Below are 17,242 nucleotides of genomic sequence, written 5' to 3'. Positions count from 1 at the left end.
CTGAAAGGAGCACGACCCGCGCCTGGGTTACAGGGTGGAAAGGAATGCGCTGTTACTGGCCTGCCACTGGCTGATGTCCACGCGGATGCGCTTCTTGTCGAGCTTGCCGACGCTGGTCTTGGGAATTTCAGTAACAAGGGCGATCTGGCTGGGAATCGCCCACTTGTTGATGTGTCCCTGCTCGACGAAAGGCTTGAGGTGCTCCTTGAGCGCACGTGCATCGATACTCTGCCCCTCGCGCACCACCAGCAACGCGAACGGGCGCTCGCCCCACTGCGGATCGGGTACCCCGACCACCGCGACCTCGCGCACCGCCGGGTGGCGACTGACCAGGTCTTCCAGGTCGAGGGACGAGATCCATTCGCCACCGGTCTTGATCACATCCTTGATGCGGTCGCGGATGTCGATGAAGCCCATGCCATCGAGCGTGGCGACGTCACCAGTGTGCAGCCAGCCGCCCTGCCAGAGTTCCTCGCCCTTCTCCGGCTCGCGGAAGTAGCCCATCGTCAGCCAGGGCGCGCGCAGCACCAGCTCGCCCTGGGTTTCGCCATCGGCGGGCAGGAAATTGCCATTGCCATCGACGATGGCGGCTTCGACCAAGGGCACCGGCACGCCAGCCTTGATCCGGTAGCTGGTACGCTCATCCTCGCTGCCGGCCTGCAACTCGTCATTCAGGTGCGCGGCACTGATCAGCGGGCAGGTTTCGGACATGCCGTAGGCGGCGGTGAGCTGGATACCACGGGCCAGTGCGGCCTGGTACAGCGCGCGGTTGAGGGCGCTGCCGCCGATGATGATCTTCCAGCCACCGAAATCCTGGCCGGCTGCCGACGGGCAGTTGAGCAGCATCTGCAGGATGGTCGGTACGCAGTGGGAGAAGGTCACCTTCTCCTCACGCCACAGCCTGATCAGCATGTCCGGCTCATAACGCCCCGGGTAGACCTGCTTGATGCCCATCATGGTCGCCGCGTAGGGGATGCCCCAGGCATGCACATGGAACATCGGCGTGATCGGCATGTAGACATCGTTGCTGCTCAGCAGCCTCACGCTGTCCAGGCTGCCGAGGACCGAGGTTTCGGCCAAGGTATGCAGCACCAGCTGGCGATGGGTGAAATAGACGCCCTTGGGGTTGCCCGTGGTGCCGGTGGTGTAGAAGGTGGTGGCCACCGAGTTTTCATCGAAATCGGGGAAGTCATAATGCGGGCTCGCCGCGGCCAGAAGTTGCTCGTACTCGCCTAGCAGGCCCGGCAGGTCGGCAGACTTGTCCGGCCCGTCGGTCAGCAACACGGTACCTTGTACCGTGGTCAGCTGCCCGGCGATGGCCTGGTAGAGGCCGATGAAATCACTGTTGACCAGCACGAAGCGGTCTTCGGCGTGGTTCATGGTGTAGAGGATCTGCTCCGGCGACAGGCGCACGTTGATGGTGTGCACCACGGCGCCGATCATCGGGATGGCGAACATGCATTCCAGGTAGCGGTGGCTGTCCCAGTCCATCACCGCCACGGTGTCGCCGGCCTTCACCCCGGCCTCGGTCAGCACATTGGCCAAACGGGCGATACGTTCGTTCAGTTGCGGGTAAGTGAGGCGGATCTGGTCGCGGTAGACGATCTCGCGGGTCTTTTCGTAGCGGCTGCCGGACATCAGCAGACGCTTGATCAACAGTGGGTACTGGTAGGCGCCCTCGGCGGGCTTGATGATGCGTGTCTGCAGCATGGGTATCCCTTTTCTTCAAAGCGGGCAGGACAGTTCAGACAACAACTGTAGTTCGGTGACGCAGCGGTCAAATCAGCCGAAGGAATGATTTGTGCCGTGCGGGTATGAGCGCAGGCGCTACCGTTGACGAGCGGCGGCGCCGGGCCGGACACTGCGCCGAGCCCATCCTGCCCTGCCACCGGAGCCCCTGATGTCCAGCCCACGTCGCGCCGTGTTTCTCGATCACCAGTCACTGGACCTGGGTGACCTCAACCTTTCGCCCTTGCATGCCCAGTTCGACACGTTGCAACTGCATGCCACGACCCGCCCGGAGCAGGTCGCTGAACGCCTGCAAGGTGCCGTGGCCGTCATCAGCAACAAAGTGATGCTCGATGCCGCCACGCTCGCCGCCAACCCGCAACTCGAGCTGATCCTGGTGGCTGCCACCGGCACCAACAATGTCGACCTGGCCGCCGCCCGTGCCCAGGGCGTCACCGTAAGCAACTGCCAGGGCTACGGCACGCCGTCGGTGGCCCAGCACACCCTGGCCCTGCTGCTGGCCCTGGCCACGCGCCTGTGCGACTACGACCAGGCGGTGAAGGCCGGGCAATGGGCCAAGGCTAGCCAGTTCTGCCTGCTGGATTTCCCCATCGTCGAATTGGAAGGCAAAACCCTCGGCCTGCTCGGCCATGGCGAACTGGGCGGCGCGGTGGCGCGCCTGGCCGAGGCCTTCGGCATGCGCGTGCTGAGCGGGCAGATCCCCGGCCGGCCACCCCGGGCCGATCGCCTGCCACTGCACGAATTGCTGCCACAGGTCGATGCCCTGACCCTGCACTGCCCGCTCAACGAGCAGACCCGGCACATGATCGGTGCCCGTGAGCTGGCGCTGCTCAAGCCCGGCGCGCTGGTGGTCAACACCGCCCGCGGCGGGCTGATTGACGAACAAGCCCTGGCCGACACCCTGCGCGGTGGCCACCTGGGCGGCGCAGCTACCGATGTGCTGAGCGTCGAACCGCCGGTCAACGGCAACCCGCTGCTGGCGGCGGATATCCCCCGCCTGATCATCACCCCGCACAGTGCCTGGGGCGCGGTGGAGTCGCGCCAGCGCATCGTCGGCCAGCTGGCCGAGAACGCCCAGGCCTACTTCGCCGGGCAGCCGCGACGCGTGGTCGGCTGACCCGCCTCTGGTACACTGCGCCACTTTTTCAGGAGGCGTCGTCCATGGACCCGCGCAGTGAAGTGTTGCTCCGCCAGGCAGAGCTGTTCCAAGGCCCACTGCTGGTCGCCGGCGCCCAGGCCGATGGCCTGCTCGGCCAGTTGCCAGGGGCCCACGGCTGGACCTGGCATGCCGGCGACCAGGCCGTGCTCAAGAGCCGCTTCGCCGGGCGCAGTCACTACGGTGTCGGGGTTCCCGAGGTAGCCTTCGACGCCGCCGTGCTGTTCCTGCCCAAGTCACGCGAGTTGGCAGCCTACCTGCTCAACGCCCTGGCCTCGCGCCTTGCCGGTCGCACGCTGTACCTGGTGGGGGAGAAACGCGGTGGCGTCGAGGGCGCGGCCAAGCAATTGCAGGCCTTCGGCCGGCCACGCAAGCTCGACAGCGCCCGCCACTGCCAGCTATGGCAGGTGACCGTGGACAACGCGCCCGAGGCCAAGCCTCTGGAAAGCCTGGCCGAACGCTTCGAACTACCGCTCGAAGATGGCCCGCTGCAGGTGATCAGCCTGCCCGGCGTGTTCAGCCATGGGCGCCTGGACAAAGGCACGGCCCTGCTCCTGGAACACCTCGGCGGCCTGCCGAGCGGCCATGTCCTGGACTTCGGCTGCGGTGCCGGGGTGCTCGGGGCCACGATCAAGCGTCGCTATCCACAGAGCCAGGTCACCTTGCTCGATGTCGACGCCTTCGCGGTCGCGGCCAGTCGCCTGACCCTGGCCGCCAATGGTCTGGAAGGCGAGGTGATCAGCGGTGACGGGATCGATGCGGCCCCCACCGGCCTGGACGTCATCCTGAGCAATCCTCCGTTCCATACCGGTGTACACACCGACTACCATGCTTCGGAAAACCTGTTGAAAAAATCCAGGGAACATCTGCGAAAAGGCGGTGAAATCCGCTTGGTAGCCAACAGCTTCCTTCGCTACCAACCGCTCATCGAAGGCGCCCTGGGCAACTGTGAGATCCGTGCCGAAGCACAAGGTTTTCGCATCTACCGCGCAACACATGGATAAAAACAGGGCTTGCCGAAAGCGATTCGCCTAGGCAGAATCCGCTCCGTCCTAGGGGAGTAGTCTCCCGCGAGCACCCAGCTCGCCCGGTACGCGTCAACACACTTGGCCCACAGGCCATGGCGCGTGCGACCCACGATCTGCGCAGACAGGTCCAGGGTTTGACAAGACCTATGACACGCACACCTTACCCGGGGCGGGGAGGTCGTACGTGTCATAGCCGTGTCGACCCGCCCCCGTAGGAATCCTGATGCTGGAATCATTGCTCGTCCCTACCGCGATCGTCGCGCTTGCCGAAATCGGCGACAAGACGCAATTGCTCGCGCTCATCCTCGCCGCCCGTTTCCGCAAGCCCTGGCCGATCATTGCCGGGATCGTCGCCGCGACGCTGGCCAACCATGCCGCCGCTGGCGCGGTCGGCGCCTGGGTCAGCAGCTTCTTCACCGAGTCGGTACTGCACTGGATCCTCGCCGCGAGCTTCACCGCCACCGCCTTGTGGACCCTGGTGCCGGACAAGATGGACGATGAAGAAACCAGCAATGCACGACGATTCGGGCCATTCGTGACCACGCTGATCGCCTTCTTCCTCGCCGAAATCGGCGACAAGACCCAAGTGGCCACGGTGATGCTGGCCGCCCAGTATCCGCACCTGATCATGGTGATCATCGGCACCACCCTGGGCATGCTGATCGCCAACGTGCCGGTGGTGCTGGCGGGCAACTTCGCGGCGGAGAAACTGCCGCTGACGCTGATCCGTCGCCTGGCGGCGACCGCGTTCATCGTGCTGGCCATCGTCGCGGTGTATTCGGCGATGAAGACCAGTGGCTGGATAGGGTGACGCAGCGGCAAGTGGCAAGCTACAAGCGGCAAGAAAGAGCAGATGCGTCCTTACTTGCCGCTTGAAGCTTGAAGCTTGAAGCTGCTTTTACTTCTTGGCCGCCTGATACAGCGGCATCACCTTCGGAATCGCCGCCTGCAACGAAGCAATACGGCTGCTCGAAGCCGGGTGGGTGCTCATGAACTCTGGCGGCGCGCCTTCGGACGCCTTGCTCATCTTGTTCCACAGGGTGATCGCGGCGTTCGGGTCATAGCCGGCACGGGCCGACAGTTCGAGGCCGATCAGGTCGGCTTCGTTCTCGTTGGCCCGGCTGTTGGGCAGGGTCATGGCGTAGTTCACCACGGTGTCGGCCATGGCCATGCTGTCCTGACCCAGACCGAAGATCGCGCCGGCCCCCTGGCGGGCCATTTCCACGCCGTAGGCCTTGGACATCGCTTCACGGCTGTGCTCGCGCAGGGCGTGGGCGATTTCATGGCCCACCACCGCGGCGATCTCGGCGTCGGTCAGTTGCAGCTGATCGATCAGCCCGGTGTAGACGATGATCTTGCCGCCCGGGCCGCAGTTGGCGTTGAGTTCGTCGCTCTTGATCACGTTGACTTCCCAGTTCCACTGCGCGGCATCCGGCCGGAACTGTGGCGCCTGGGCGATCAGGCGCTTGGCGATGGCCTGCACGCGCTTGGCATCATTGCTGCTCTTGTCCAGCACGCCCTTGCTCGACGCCTCGCCGAGGGTCTGCTGGTAGGACTGGGCGTACATCTTGTTGACCTCATCGGTCGAAAGCATGCTGAACATGTATTGCTGGCGCTGGACGCCCACGGCACCACCACTGGTGGTATTGACCGCCTGGCAGCCGCCGAGCAGGACGCCGACCGTCAGCATGCTGACAACGAATGACTTACGCATGAAAACACTCCCTTTTTACGTGCCGCGTATCCTAGGCCCAGACGCCCGCCCCTGCCAGAGCCGCAGGTAAGATTTCTGACAAGGTCCTCATGCTTTGGTATTAGCCCGCCGATAACACTCGGTAACGACCTCCTTGCGCGCGGAGCTTTGCCATGAAGTTCAAGTCGATCCAGTTTTCCGTGGCCGCCCTGGCCGGTGCCATCGTGCTTAGCATTGTCGCGGCCCTGGTGCTGTACGCCGTCTACTCCGGGCAACGCACCCAGGCCCTGGTGCAACAGCGCACCCAGCAACAGTTCGAAAACGTCATCGAGCAGCGCCTCACCGCCCTGGCGCGTACCCAGGTCAGCGAGATCCAGCGCGGCCTCGAAGCCCCGCTGTCGATCGCCCGCGGCCTGGCCACCGGCAACGCCATGCTCGGCATGCAGGGAAGCGACGGCCAACCGCTGATGCGGGTCGACCGCGAGCACCTGATCAACCAGCTCAAGCGCACCGTGGAGGTCAACCCGAGCGTGCTCGGTGCTTACCTTGGCTGGGAGCCGAACGCCCTCGACCACGCCGATGCCCGCTACGTCGGCAGCAGCCTGGTGGGTATCGACAGCGCCAACGGCCGCTTCCTGCCCTGGTGGTTCCGCAATGGCGACGGCAGCCTTGGCCAGGACAAGCTGGCCGATGTCGACGACCGCACGGTGCTCGCCACCGGCGTGCGCGCCAGCGAGTACTACCTGTGCCCCAAGGAGTCGAAGAAGGCCTGCGTGATCGATCCCGCGCCTTATAAAGTGGGCGACAAGATGGTCATGCTGGCGTCGTTCGTCGAACCGATCATGGTCGATGGCCAGTTCCAGGGCATGGCCGGTGCCGACCTGTCGGTGAACTTCATCCAGGACCTGCTCAATGCCGCCGATCGCCAGCTGTACGATGGCGCCGGCGAGCTGGCGCTGGTTTCCAGCAACGGCCGCCTGGTGGCCTATACCCGTGACCCGGCGAAATTCGGCGAGAAGGCCAGCGATGTGCTGGACAGCGACGAAGCCGGCACCCTCAAGAGCCTGAGCGGCGAAACCCTGCACTACGAAGTGGACGCCGGCAAGGATCGCATCGAGCTGTACCTGCCGTTCAAGGTCGCCAACACCGACGCGCGCTGGACACTGCTGCTGGAACTGCCGCTGAGCGCCGTGATGGCTGAGGTCAAACAGCTGCAGAAGGACCTGGCCGAACAACGTCGTACCGATATCACTGGCATGACCCTCGTTGGCCTCGGCATCGCCGCCCTTGGCCTGCTGGTGATCTGGTTGCTGGCCCAGGGCATCGCCCGCCCGCTCAAGCAGATGGTGGCGATGCTCGACGACATCGCCCAGGGCGAAGGCGACCTGACCCGTCGCCTGCACAGCGACCGCGCCGACGAACTGGGTGCCATCGCCAAGGGCTTCAATACCTTCCTGGCCAAGTTGCAGGCCATGATCAGCCAGGTGGTGGGTTCGGTGCAGAAGGTCAGCGACTCGTCCGAGCACACCGCCGACATCGCCATCCGAACCAACCAGGGCGTGCACAAGCAGATGGCCGAGATCGACCAGGTGGCCACCGCCGTGCATGAAATGACCGCTACCGCCCAGGATGTGGCGCGCAACGCCACGCAAGCGGCCCAGGCTGCCAGCGCGGCCGACCGCGCCGCCAACCAGGGCCTGGAAATCGTGCGCGACACTTCCAGCGCCATCAGCGCCCTGGCCAGCGAGATCGGCCGCGCAGTCACCGTGGTCCAGGACCTGGCCCGCGACAGCGAAAACATCAATGCCATCCTCGTGGCCATCCGCGCCATTGCCGAGCAGACCAACCTGCTGGCGCTCAACGCCGCCATCGAGGCGGCCCGCGCCGGCGAGCAGGGCCGTGGCTTCGCCGTGGTCGCCGACGAGGTGCGCAACCTGGCGCAGAAGACCCAGCAGGCCACCGAAGAAATCCAGCAGATGATCCAGCAGTTGCAGCAGGGCACCCGCGAAGTGGTCAAGGTGATGGAAGACAGCCAGGGCAAGACCGACGACAGCGTGCTGCAGGCCAGCCGCGCCGCCGAGGCGCTGGAAAGCATCACCCAGGCGGTGTCGGTGATCAACGACATGAACACCCAGATCGCCAGTGCCGCCGAGGAACAGAGTGCCGTGGCCGAGGACATCAACCGCAACGTGATCAACATTGGTCAGGTGGCCGGCGAAGTGGCGGGCGGTGCCGACGAGTCGAGCCAGGCCAGCGCCGAGCTGACCAAGCTGGCGGAGCAGCAGCGCCGCCTGATCAATCAATTCAGGGTCTGAGCTTCAAGCCGCAACTGTATAGCGACAAGTCAAAGCCGAGCACAAACCGCTTTGACTTGCCGCTTGCAACTCACAGCTTGCAGCTTAAGCCGTCAGGCGGGGGTCAGGCACTCCGGCCCATCGAGTTTCGGGTCGTTGACGAAATGTGCCAGCGCCCGCTCACGCAGTGCCGTCGGCGGCTTGGCCAGCAGCTCGTGCAGTTTTGCCATCGGCGTGTCGGGGTCCAGCCACAGCGCCTGCTCGGCCTCGTCCAGAATCAGCGGCCGACGCTGGTTCATCGCCGCTTGCGTGACCACCGCGCAACTCAGCCACTCTTGTTCCTGCACCGGGTAGACCTCCCACACCGCGGCGAAGAACAGCGACGCGCCCTCCCCCGGCGTTACCCAGTACGGGCGCTTGCGCGCCGTGCCGCGCCACTCGTAGAAGCCATTGGCGGGCATCAGGCAACGGCGCTGGCGCAGGGGCTCGCGGAACATCGGCTGCTCGGCCAGGGTTTCGGCACGGGCCTGTGCCGGTGTGCGGGAAAGGTCGGTGAGCCAGGCCGGAGTCAGCCCCCAGCGAGCGCTGGCCAGCTGCAGCTGGCCGTCGATCTGGCGCTGAATCAGTACCGAGGCGCCGGGCGCAATGTTCCATTGGGCCTTCTGGCCCGGGGGGAAGCCCGGCAGGCCGGCGAAACTCTGGGACCAGCGAAACAGGGCGTAGCGTCCACACATGGGCGAAATCAAAACCTAGCAGATCAGGGTTCCGGGATAACTCTCCGGTTCGTCACCGGCAAGCGGCTGGGCGGCATTGTACTCATCGATCAGCTGCCGTGCGTACCCGGCCTGCTCGTCGGGCACCGCCAGGCCGAGCAAGCCGTGCATCGGCAACTCACCCACGGCGCCCATCAGGTCGCGCCCGACCAGGTGCACCTCGATGCCTTCGCTGGCCAGCATGCCCACCAGTACCTGGGCCTCCAGCAGGCTTTCCGGTTCATAGATTCGCCGCATCAGTCGTTCTCACCGTAGACATCGAGCATCCACTCCTCACCATGGACCTGCAGCACGAAGCGAATGGGCTTGCAGCACACCTGGCAGTCCTCGATGTACTCCTGGTCGCCGCCGGACAAGTCCACCGTGGTTTCGACTTCCTCGCCACAGTAAGGGCAATCGTAGATCGCAGTTTCCAGCATCGCGGCCTCCGGAGTGACTTGTGCGTATAATTGCCGGTCTGTTTACAGGGCCTGTGTGCGTCCGAGCCGTTTTTCGGAGCCCGCCCCTACCTAATTACCCTAGCCGTTTCCAACAAGAGAGCATGATGGGCGAATTCGATGCCATCCGACCGTACGACGACGCTGAGGTCCCTGCTGTGCTGGCACGCCTGCTCAGCGACCCGGCATTCCTCGATATCCTCACCCACTTCCGCTTTCCGCGCGCGGCGGGTGCCTTCGGCTGGCTGCTCAAACCACTGATCGCCCGGCGCCTACGCAAGGAATTTGCCGGCGTGACCTGCGTATCCACGCTGCAGGACAAGGTCGAGTACTACGTCGACCGCACCATCGACCGCGCCACCGACGGCGTCACCTACAGCGGCGTCGAACAGCTCAAGTCCGGTACCGCCTACCTGTTCCTGGCCAACCACCGTGACATCGTGATGGACCCGGCCTTCGTCAACTACGCGGTGTACCACGCCGGCCTGCCGACACCGCGCATCGCCATCGGCGACAACCTGCTGCAAAAGCCGTTCGTCAGCGACATGATGCGCCTGAACAAGAGTTTCATCGTGCACCGTTCGATCAGCGGCCGCCGCGAGAAACTGGCCGCCTATCAACTGCTCTCGGCCTACATCAACCACTCGATCCGCAACGATGGCGCGTCGATATGGATCGCCCAGGCCGAAGGCCGCGCCAAGGACGGTGACGACCGCACCGATTCGGCGATCCTGAAAATGTTCCACATGAGCCGCAAGGACGAACCGTTCGGCGCGGTGATCCAGAGCCTGAACCTGATCCCCGTGTCGATCAGCTACGAGTACGACCCCTGCGACCAGGCCAAGGCCCGCGAGCTGTACATCCGCGCCACCACCGGCACCTACAAGAAGGCCCCCGGCGAGGACGACAACAGCATTGCCCAGGGCATCACCGGCTACAAAGGGCGGGTACACATCAACTTCGCCCCCCCGGTGACCGAGTACCACGAGGACACCAAGCAGCTGGCGCAGGCCATCGACCGGCAGATCCTCGGCGGCTACCGGCTGTTCCCGGTGCATTACCTGGCCTATGCGATGTGGGCGGAGAAGGATGCGGCACTCGAAGTGCCGAGCGCGGAAAAGCTGTTCCCCGCCGATGAACTGGCCAAGGCCAAGGAAGAATGGCAGCGCCGGCTGGATGCCTGCCCGGTCGAGCAGCAGCCGTACCTGGTGCAGCAGTACGCGACGCCGGTGCGCAATCAGTATCAGGTGAAGCGTCAGCCGGCATCGGTCTGACGAGACGTTTTATGGGAGCGGGTTTGCCCGCTCCCATAAATCAGTTATCGACTACTCAGATCCAGGTACTGAACCAGGACAGCAGCAACGCCATCGCCAGGCAGCAGAAACCGAGGATGTAGTAATAGCGCGGCACCCGCTGCTCGAGCACGTCCACCACCCCTTCATCCATCGCCAGGCTTTCCCTCGCAAGCGCCTCGCGGCGTCGGGCGCCGTGCAGCAGCAGCCCGCCGGGGCAGGTAATCAGCAAAGCCAGCAGATTGATCAGCTTGGCCGGATGGGCGGCCAGGAAGCCCCAGAGCACTTGCAACGACATTACGCGACCTCGGTATCACGTGTGGCAAAGCCCGGCATTCTACCCAAGCCCACATCGACCACCGCCACTTTGCGACCAGCTGTCATCTAATTTCACCTGTCACACGCTCGTCATCAAGACAGGCCACCCTGTCGGCCTTCAACTGACCGGAGCTTGTCATGCTGCACGCCGAAAACCAGGACCGCCTCTACCTCGTGGCCCAGAGCGACGAACAACAGGCGCTGATCGACGGCTTCGCGATCAACGTTCAAGACCGTCAGTGGCTGGTGTATTGCGCCCTGGGCGGGCATGCCCACGACGACCTGCCGGAGATCGACCCGCACACTGGCATCAGCCTGCTGGACTTTCACGTCCGGGCCGCCTGAGCGGTCCTAGTGTGGTGTTTTGCAAATACGACCAATAACTCGCGAGTGATTTCTGCGCTCAGGCAAGGCGTCGCGACGAGTCGTAGCCCAGCTACGGCGAGGAGCGACAACGCCGCATGAGCGCAAAAAGCACCGCGAGTTATGGTCGTTATTTGTGAAACACCACACTAGATACAGCCATGAAAAAGCCCGCTGCCTGATCCCAGGCAGCGGGCTTTTTTAAGCGGTATCGGCGTGCTTACTCGCCCAGTACCTGACCGACGGTCGGGTCCTTGAACAGGCGGGTCAGGGCATCGCTGAGCACGTCACTCACCAGCTTGGTGTTGGTTTCCTGGTTCGGCGCCATGCCGAAGCGCTGATCCAGCGACGCACCGTAACGGCCGCTGTAGCGACGGTTGGCGTTGGACACATCAGCGCGGAAGGTGGCACCGATGGTCGCCTCGGTCACGTACATCTTGTCCTTGGGCGACTGGTACTTGAGCTCGGCCAGGGTCACGGTCAACTGCGGGGCATTGCCGGCATTCGGCGTCGGGGTGAAGCCCAGCAGGCGTACCGCCGCCTCGGCCTGTGCCTGCAGCTTGGGCACCACGTCATTGCCATTGACGGTGATGGTGCTGGTCTCGGGGTACATGCCACCACGGGTGCCGAGCGACTGCGAGGCGCGCCCGTCGACGACCCTGACTACCACCGGCTGGCCGTGGCCGACCGGGGCCAACTGCTGGGTGAGCTTGGGTTGCGGGCTGAGTTGCTGCGGGCTGTGGGCACAACCGGCCAGGCTCAGGCTGGCCACCGCGAACAAACCGACCAACAGACGTTGCAACATGCGCATTTCTCCAGAAAAAGCGGCAAAGGCCCACAGTATACCTAGCGCGCCACACGCCAGCCATCGCCCGGCCCGCTTGTCACAATCGTTTCATGCCCCTGCGTTTATCCTTGCGTCAGCCCTCACTCACAGGACGCCACGTCATGGCCTCGCTCTGGACCCTGTTCTTCCACCGCCCGCGCCACGCCACCTACGCCCGCCTCGACAGCGATGGCACCTGCCTGGCCTTCAAGCACTGCGCCACACCGCCGGGCAACGGCACCTGGGTGCAGGTCAGCGAAGCGCGACTGGCCTGGCTGGGCCGCCCGCTACCGGCCAGCGCCCGGGTTTGCGACGGTGCAACGCGCCGTTGGCAGCAACGCACCCTCGCAGCCTGACAAACGCTGCAATAAAAACCCAACAAGTACGCCCTTTCCGCCCGCGACATCGTTATAATCTCCCCCCGATTATAAGGACGTCTCCTGATCGGGCCCCGCATTCGCCGCTTCAACCCGGCACCCTCGACGCTTCGCCCACAGAGAGCCTTCCACTCAGGTCTTGCATTGGCTGTCGTGCCTGCTGTTTCCGGCCGTCCGCTGCGCATGAACCTGCGGGTTGCCATCGCGCAGTCCACTTTTGAGGTTCACGACTCCAAAAGAGCGTGAAAAAACGGTTTTTCACAACTTCACGAGAGTGTGGCGAGCAAATGAACAGTCTGGCATGTGCAAGAGCGGCAGATGTGTACCGAACAGCCCTGAACAGACGGCAAAAGCGCTCATCCCTGATGAACGCCTGAGGCCGGTCCATAACGCACGACGGACCACTTGACCATAAGTCGAATTGCCGCACCCGTGGCAATGGGCGTTCAATAGCCGAACACCCAAGACTGATTGGCGGTGTCCGCGGAAGTTGCAAGAACTGCGAAGAGTCGGACATGGCGATCCTGGCCAACCCAGGGATCCTATGCTGTCAATTAGGTGCTGTAGATTGTGGAGACGCGTTAATGGCGCAGAACGAATCGGTTGATGTGGTACTGGTAGGCGCGGGCATCATGAGTGCCACCCTGGCCGTACTGCTCAAGGAGCTCGACCCGACCCTGAAGCTCGAGGTCGTCGAGGCGATGGACTCCGGAGCCGCGGAGAGTTCCAACCCCTGGAACAACGCCGGTACCGGCCATGCCGGCCTGTGCGAGCTCAATTACACCCCACAGGCCGCCGATGGCAGCATCGACATCAAGAAGGCCGTGCACATCAACACCCAGTTCGAGGTTTCGCGCCAGTTCTGGGCCTACCTGAGCCGCAAAGGCAACTTCGGCTCGCCGCGCGCCTTCATCAACCCGGTGCCGCACCTGAGCTACGTCGAAGGTGACAAGGGTGTCTCGTTCCTCAAGAAGCGTTTCGAGCTGCTCAAGCAGCACCACGCCTTCGCCGAGATGGAATACACCGAAGACAAGGCCGTGATGAAGGACTGGATGCCGCTGATGATGCCAGGCCGCCCGGCCGACCAGCACATCGCCGCCACCCGCGTGATGAAAGGTACCGACGTCAACTTCGGCGCCCTCACCAACAAGCTCCTCAAGCTGCTTGGCGACTCGCCCGATGCCCAGGTCAAGTACAGCAAGAAGGTCGTCGGCCTGCGCCGCAACGGCAGCGGCTGGACCGTGAGCATCAAGGACGTCAACAGCGGCGGCAGCCGTGAAGTGGACGCCCGCTTCGTCTTCCTCGGTGCCGGTGGCGCCGCCCTGCCGCTGCTGCAGGTGTCCGGCATCCCGGAAAGCAAGGGCTTCGGCGGCTTCCCGGTCAGCGGCCAGTGGCTGCGTTGCGACAACCCGGAAATCGTCAAGCAGCACCAGGCCAAGGTCTACAGCCAGGCCGCGGTCGGCGCCCCGCCGATGTCGGTGCCGCACCTGGACACCCGCGTGGTCGACGGCAAGAAATCGCTGCTGTTCGGGCCATACGCCGGCTTCACCACCAAGTTCCTCAAGCACGGCTCGTTCATGGACCTGCCGCTGTCGGTGCGCATGGGTAACATCGGCCCGATGCTGGCCGTGGCCCGTGACAACATGGACCTGACCAAGTACCTGGTCAGCGAAGTGATGCAGTCGATGGAGCAGCGCCTGGAATCGCTGCGCCGCTTCTACCCGGAGGCGAAAGCCGAGGACTGGCGCCTGGAAGTGGCCGGCCAGCGGGTGCAGATCATCAAGAAGGATCCGAAGAAAGGCGGCATCCTGCAGTTCGGCACCGAGCTGGTCTCCGCCGAGGACGGCAGCCTGGCTGCCCTGCTGGGCGCATCGCCGGGCGCATCGGTGACCGTGTCGATCATGCTCGAGCTGATTGAGCGCTGCTTCCCAGAGCAGGCCAAGGGCGCCTGGGCCGCCAAGCTCAAGGAAATCTTCCCCGCCCGCGAGAAGACCCTGGCCGCCGACGCGGCCCTTTACCACAAGATCAGCGCTGAAAACGATGTGGCGCTGGAGCTGGTGGAAAGCAGCCCGGCCAAGCATTACGCCTGATCCGGCTGAAACGAAAAAACGCCCCTCGGGGCGTTTTTTTGTGCCTGGGCCGAGCCCGCAAAGCGGGCCAGCCAGATCAGCCGCGGGCGTTGTCGATGATCTCGATGTACTCCGGCGCATTGCGCTGGTCGGCGATCGCCTCGGCGAAGGTCTTGCCATGTTCGTCCTTGCCGTCCAGATCGTAGCCGGCCGCCACGAAGAAACCGACGTAACGCTCGAAGTCGTCGACGCGCAGACCACGGTAGCCTTTGATCAGCTTGTGATGCGAAGGCGAGGTCAGGCCATCGGCCGGTTCGAACTGCAGGAACGTCTTGATGTACTCGTCACTGATCTCGTCACCAATCACTTGTTTCTTGTCTTTACGCATCGCCGACTCCAACTGGACCATCACGGACATTTTCGAAGGCCGGCAGTTTACCCCCCGGCGACGGCGAGCCTCAACGCGTACGTACGGTGCCGGTGTGCAGGTCGGCCCAGATATGGCCGTTGCCATAGGTGAGGAACTGTACGTAGAGCGTCTCGTTACGCAGCAGGTCGATGATCACCCGGTAGTCGGCCAACGGATAGTTGAGCGTCAGCGTGCGGGTCTTGTCGTCGTACACCGGTTTCTTCAGGCTCTTGCCGCCCTCGCCGTCGAAATTGAGCAGGACCTGGCCGATGGTCGAGCCCTTGCTCAGCGGCTTGCCCTTCAGGCGCACCTGCAAGGAAGAGGTGATCGGGATCGGCTGCTGGTCGGACTGGCGCTGGGTGCCGACCACCACGCTGTAGTCGGTGACCTGCAGCAGTTGCTGGCTGACCGGTGCTTCCTGGCGCAGTGAGAGGTCGTCGGGCGGGAGGAACTGGCTGTGCAGCGGCGCGGCGGCAAGCGGCAGGCTCACCGCCAGCAGGAGGGGGACGATCGCACGCATGTGGGGCTCCTTGGCATGAGCAGGCACTCTACGCACAGGCCCTGTCGCGGAGCAAGCCCGGTCCTGAGGTGAGGGAGCGGGCTCAAGATTGGGCGCAAGTTTAATCGAACTGCGCGCGCATCCAGGCGTGATACTCGGCAACGGCCGCTTCACCTTCACGCGGCGCCCAATGAGCATGCTCCCCCTCGCCCACCGGCCGGTACGGCCCGGCCTTGCACTCGAACATGACGCTGTCGGCCTCGAGCACCACCAGGCCATGGTAGGTGCCAGGCACCAGGTCGACCCCAAGACACTCGCCGCCCGCTTGCAGCACACGTTTGTCGGTGACCTGTCCCAGATCATCGAAGATCAGCAAACCCAAGCGCCCTTTCAGGACGATCAAGACCTCGGCCTTGTCGTCACTCAGGTGCCTGTGCGGTGGGATGTAGGTAGTTGGCTGCAAACCCACCGCCATGCGGTGGCAGGGCTCTTCCATCTGGTGGAAGTTGTGGTGTTGGCGGCCACGCGGACTCTCGGCGGCCTTTTGTGCCAGCCCGACGAACAACGACTGATCGAGGAACGCAGGCTGGCGCATGCTCACATCCCCTTGACGGCGAAGAGGCCGTTGGCGTTGCGCCAGTAACCCTTGTAGTCCATGCCGTAGCCGAAGACGTAGCGATCGACGCATGACAAACCGGTGTAGGTGGCCTTCAGGTCCGGGCTGGCCTTGCGGTCGTGGTCCTTGTCGATCAGCACTGCGGTGTGCACGGCGCGGGCGCCGGCGTGCTTGCAGAACTCGATGATGGCGCTGAGGGTGTGCCCTTCGTCGAGGATATCGTCGACGATCAGCACGTCACGGTCGATGAACGACACTTCCGGCTTGGCCTTCCAGAACAGCTCACCTCCGCTGGTGGTGTTGCGGTAGCGGGTGGCGTGCAGGTACGAGGCTTCAAGCGGGAACTGCAGGTGGGTCAGCAGTTTGCCGGAGAAGATCAGGCCACCGTTCATCACGCAGAAGACCACCGGGTTCTTGTCGTGCAGGTCCTTGCAGATCTGTTTACCGACCTCGGCGATGGCGGCCTCGACCTCGGCTTCGTTGTACAGGCAATCAGCCTCGCGCATCACTTGACGGATATGCTCGAGATCGGCGGACATGGCGCTCTCCAGGGGGTGCGTTTTGGAAAAGCGGGCAAAGGTACGCATCCGCTCGTCCCAGATCAAGCCTTTATGGACTAACGTGCACAATGACTGCACGACATCAAAGACTGAATAGATTAATCTAGCGCGGTTTTTTTGCCCGCCTCCCGGAGCCCTCCCCCTATGCCTACTCGTGAGATCCGCCATCCGCTGATCCGCCACAAGCTCGGCCTGATGCGCCGTGCCGATATCAGCACCAAGAATTTTCGCGAACTCGCCCAGGAAGTCGGTGCACTGCTGACCTATGAAGCCACCCAGGACCTGCCGCTCGAAACCTACGAGATCGACGGCTGGTGCGGCAAGGTGCAAGTCGAGAAAATCGCCGGCAAGAAGATCACCGTGGTGCCGATCCTGCGCGCCGGCATCGGCATGCTCGACGGCGTGCTCAGCCTGATCCCCGGCGCCAAAGTCAGCGCCGTGGGCGTGGCCCGCAACGAAGAAACCCTCGAGGCCCATACCTACCTCGAGAAGCTCGCGCCGGACATCAACCAGCGCCTGGCCCTGATCATCGACCCGATGCTGGCCACCGGCAACTCGATGGTCGCCACCATCGACCTGCTGAAAAAAGCCGGCTGCAAGGAAATCCGCGCCATGGTCCTGGTCGCGGCGCCCGAAGGCATCGAAGTGGTGGAAAAAGCCCACCCGGACGTGCAGATCTACACCGCCTCGATCGACCAGCGCCTCAACGAGCACGGCTACATCGTGCCGGGCCTGGGTGATGCCGGCGACAAGATCTTCGGCACCAAGCAGAAGGACGCCTGA

Annotated in this window: 20 protein-coding genes, 1 pseudogene and 1 riboswitch; of the genes and pseudogenes, 10 read left to right on the top strand and 11 right to left on the bottom strand. The window is 63.8% G+C overall.

Annotated elements, in window-relative coordinates:
- Positions 1-27: 27 nt before the first annotated feature.
- Positions 28-1,710 (bottom strand): fatty acid--CoA ligase, encoded by a 1,683-nt coding sequence (locus ACODS9_RS02895; RefSeq protein ID WP_489093187.1) that lies wholly within the window; start codon positions 1,708-1,710, stop codon positions 28-30.
- 190 nt (positions 1,711-1,900) lie between these two features.
- Here ACODS9_RS02895 and ACODS9_RS02890 point away from each other — a divergent pair, with 190 nt between their 5' ends.
- The 3 genes from ACODS9_RS02890 to ACODS9_RS02880 all read left to right on the top strand — a co-directional run bounded on the left by ACODS9_RS02890 (position 1,901) and on the right by ACODS9_RS02880 (position 4,744).
- Positions 1,901-2,866, top strand: a complete 966-nt coding sequence (locus tag ACODS9_RS02890; protein WP_489093186.1) for a 2-hydroxyacid dehydrogenase — start codon at positions 1,901-1,903, stop codon at positions 2,864-2,866.
- A 44-nt stretch (positions 2,867-2,910) separates the two neighbouring features.
- A complete protein-coding gene (locus tag ACODS9_RS02885; RefSeq protein WP_489093185.1) occupies positions 2,911-3,909 on the top strand; it encodes a methyltransferase in 999 nt (332 codons plus the stop codon).
- A 38-nt stretch (positions 3,910-3,947) separates the two neighbouring features.
- Positions 3,948-4,069, top strand: a riboswitch (yybP-ykoY riboswitch).
- A gap of 90 nt (positions 4,070-4,159) precedes the next feature.
- Positions 4,160-4,744 (top strand): TMEM165/GDT1 family protein, encoded by a 585-nt coding sequence (locus ACODS9_RS02880; protein ID WP_172670939.1) that lies wholly within the window; start codon positions 4,160-4,162, stop codon positions 4,742-4,744.
- Positions 4,745-4,831: 87 nt separating this feature from the next.
- Here ACODS9_RS02880 and ACODS9_RS02875 read toward each other — a convergent pair whose 3' ends face one another.
- Complete coding sequence (locus ACODS9_RS02875; RefSeq protein ID WP_023631454.1) at positions 4,832-5,647, bottom strand: M48 family metallopeptidase; 816 nt, start codon at positions 5,645-5,647, stop codon at positions 4,832-4,834.
- Positions 5,648-5,799: 152 nt separating this feature from the next.
- On the opposite strand from ACODS9_RS02875, the pseudogene ACODS9_RS02870 reads away from it, so the two are divergent.
- Positions 5,800-7,086 (top strand): annotated as a pseudogene (locus ACODS9_RS02870) (methyl-accepting chemotaxis protein); the annotation flags it as partial.
- Positions 7,087-7,098: 12 nt separating this feature from the next.
- Positions 7,099-7,941 (top strand): methyl-accepting chemotaxis protein, encoded by an 843-nt coding sequence (locus tag ACODS9_RS02865; RefSeq protein ID WP_371919247.1) that lies wholly within the window; start codon positions 7,099-7,101, stop codon positions 7,939-7,941.
- 92 nt (positions 7,942-8,033) lie between these two features.
- On the opposite strand, the gene ACODS9_RS02860 is transcribed toward ACODS9_RS02865, so the two are convergent.
- The 3 genes from ACODS9_RS02860 to ACODS9_RS02850 are packed head-to-tail and all read right to left on the bottom strand — an operon-like array spanning position 8,034 to position 9,112.
- Entirely contained in the window at positions 8,034-8,654 is a 621-nt protein-coding gene (locus tag ACODS9_RS02860; RefSeq protein WP_367857110.1) for an SOS response-associated peptidase, read from the bottom strand.
- 15 nt (positions 8,655-8,669) lie between these two features.
- Entirely contained in the window at positions 8,670-8,930 is a 261-nt protein-coding gene (locus ACODS9_RS02855) for a putative signal transducing protein (RefSeq protein ID WP_023630964.1), read from the bottom strand.
- On the bottom strand, positions 8,930-9,112 hold the full coding sequence (locus tag ACODS9_RS02850) for a CPXCG motif-containing cysteine-rich protein (protein ID WP_010225771.1): 183 nt from the start codon (positions 9,110-9,112) through the stop codon (positions 8,930-8,932). The genes ACODS9_RS02855 and ACODS9_RS02850 overlap by 1 nt, the downstream gene beginning before the upstream one ends.
- A 125-nt stretch (positions 9,113-9,237) precedes the next feature.
- On the opposite strand from ACODS9_RS02850, the gene ACODS9_RS02845 reads away from it, so the two are divergent.
- Positions 9,238-10,404, top strand: a complete 1,167-nt coding sequence (locus tag ACODS9_RS02845) for a 1-acyl-sn-glycerol-3-phosphate acyltransferase (RefSeq protein ID WP_110703086.1) — start codon at positions 9,238-9,240, stop codon at positions 10,402-10,404.
- Positions 10,405-10,459: 55 nt separating this feature from the next.
- Here the strand turns inward: ACODS9_RS02845 and ACODS9_RS02840 are convergent, their stop codons facing one another.
- A complete protein-coding gene (locus tag ACODS9_RS02840) occupies positions 10,460-10,720 on the bottom strand; it encodes a hypothetical protein (protein ID WP_023630962.1) in 261 nt (86 codons plus the stop codon).
- A 158-nt stretch (positions 10,721-10,878) separates the two neighbouring features.
- Here ACODS9_RS02840 and ACODS9_RS02835 point away from each other — a divergent pair, with 158 nt between their 5' ends.
- Positions 10,879-11,085, top strand: a complete 207-nt coding sequence (locus ACODS9_RS02835) for a hypothetical protein (RefSeq protein ID WP_489093184.1) — start codon at positions 10,879-10,881, stop codon at positions 11,083-11,085.
- Positions 11,086-11,323: 238 nt separating this feature from the next.
- On the opposite strand, the gene ACODS9_RS02830 is transcribed toward ACODS9_RS02835, so the two are convergent.
- Positions 11,324-11,908 carry a YajG family lipoprotein gene (locus ACODS9_RS02830; protein ID WP_023630961.1) on the bottom strand — a complete coding sequence of 195 codons (585 nt, stop codon included), beginning with the start codon at positions 11,906-11,908 and terminating at the stop codon, positions 11,324-11,326.
- 143 nt (positions 11,909-12,051) lie between these two features.
- On the opposite strand from ACODS9_RS02830, the gene ACODS9_RS02825 reads away from it, so the two are divergent.
- Together ACODS9_RS02825 and mqo are read left to right on the top strand one after the other, a co-directional pair.
- Positions 12,052-12,285 carry a hypothetical protein gene (locus ACODS9_RS02825; RefSeq protein WP_489093183.1) on the top strand — a complete coding sequence of 78 codons (234 nt, stop codon included), beginning with the start codon at positions 12,052-12,054 and terminating at the stop codon, positions 12,283-12,285.
- A 605-nt stretch (positions 12,286-12,890) separates the two neighbouring features.
- Positions 12,891-14,396, top strand: a complete 1,506-nt coding sequence (gene mqo / locus ACODS9_RS02820; RefSeq protein ID WP_198755714.1) for a malate dehydrogenase (quinone) — start codon at positions 12,891-12,893, stop codon at positions 14,394-14,396.
- Positions 14,397-14,472: 76 nt separating this feature from the next.
- On the opposite strand, the gene ACODS9_RS02815 is transcribed toward mqo, so the two are convergent.
- The 4 genes from ACODS9_RS02815 to ACODS9_RS02800 form a co-directional block, all read right to left on the bottom strand.
- Positions 14,473-14,763 (bottom strand): PA4642 family protein, encoded by a 291-nt coding sequence (locus tag ACODS9_RS02815; RefSeq protein WP_139668612.1) that lies wholly within the window; start codon positions 14,761-14,763, stop codon positions 14,473-14,475.
- A 70-nt stretch (positions 14,764-14,833) separates the two neighbouring features.
- A complete protein-coding gene (locus ACODS9_RS02810; protein ID WP_401106488.1) occupies positions 14,834-15,304 on the bottom strand; it encodes a hypothetical protein in 471 nt (156 codons plus the stop codon).
- Positions 15,305-15,404: 100 nt separating this feature from the next.
- A complete protein-coding gene (locus ACODS9_RS02805) occupies positions 15,405-15,878 on the bottom strand; it encodes a WbuC family cupin fold metalloprotein (RefSeq protein WP_046857125.1) in 474 nt (157 codons plus the stop codon).
- Between the two features lie 2 nt (positions 15,879-15,880).
- On the bottom strand, positions 15,881-16,438 hold the full coding sequence (locus ACODS9_RS02800) for a hypoxanthine-guanine phosphoribosyltransferase (protein WP_023630749.1): 558 nt from the start codon (positions 16,436-16,438) through the stop codon (positions 15,881-15,883).
- Between the two features lie 165 nt (positions 16,439-16,603).
- On the opposite strand from ACODS9_RS02800, the gene upp reads away from it, so the two are divergent.
- The gene (upp, locus tag ACODS9_RS02795; protein WP_023630748.1) at positions 16,604-17,242 is read left to right on the top strand and encodes a uracil phosphoribosyltransferase; all 639 of its coding nucleotides are present in this window, start codon (positions 16,604-16,606) and stop codon (positions 17,240-17,242) included.

The organism is Pseudomonas sp. FG36 (assembly GCF_057809275.1).
The sequence above is the reverse complement of the archived record's forward strand: the minus strand, read 5'-3'. Positions and strand labels throughout refer to the sequence as shown.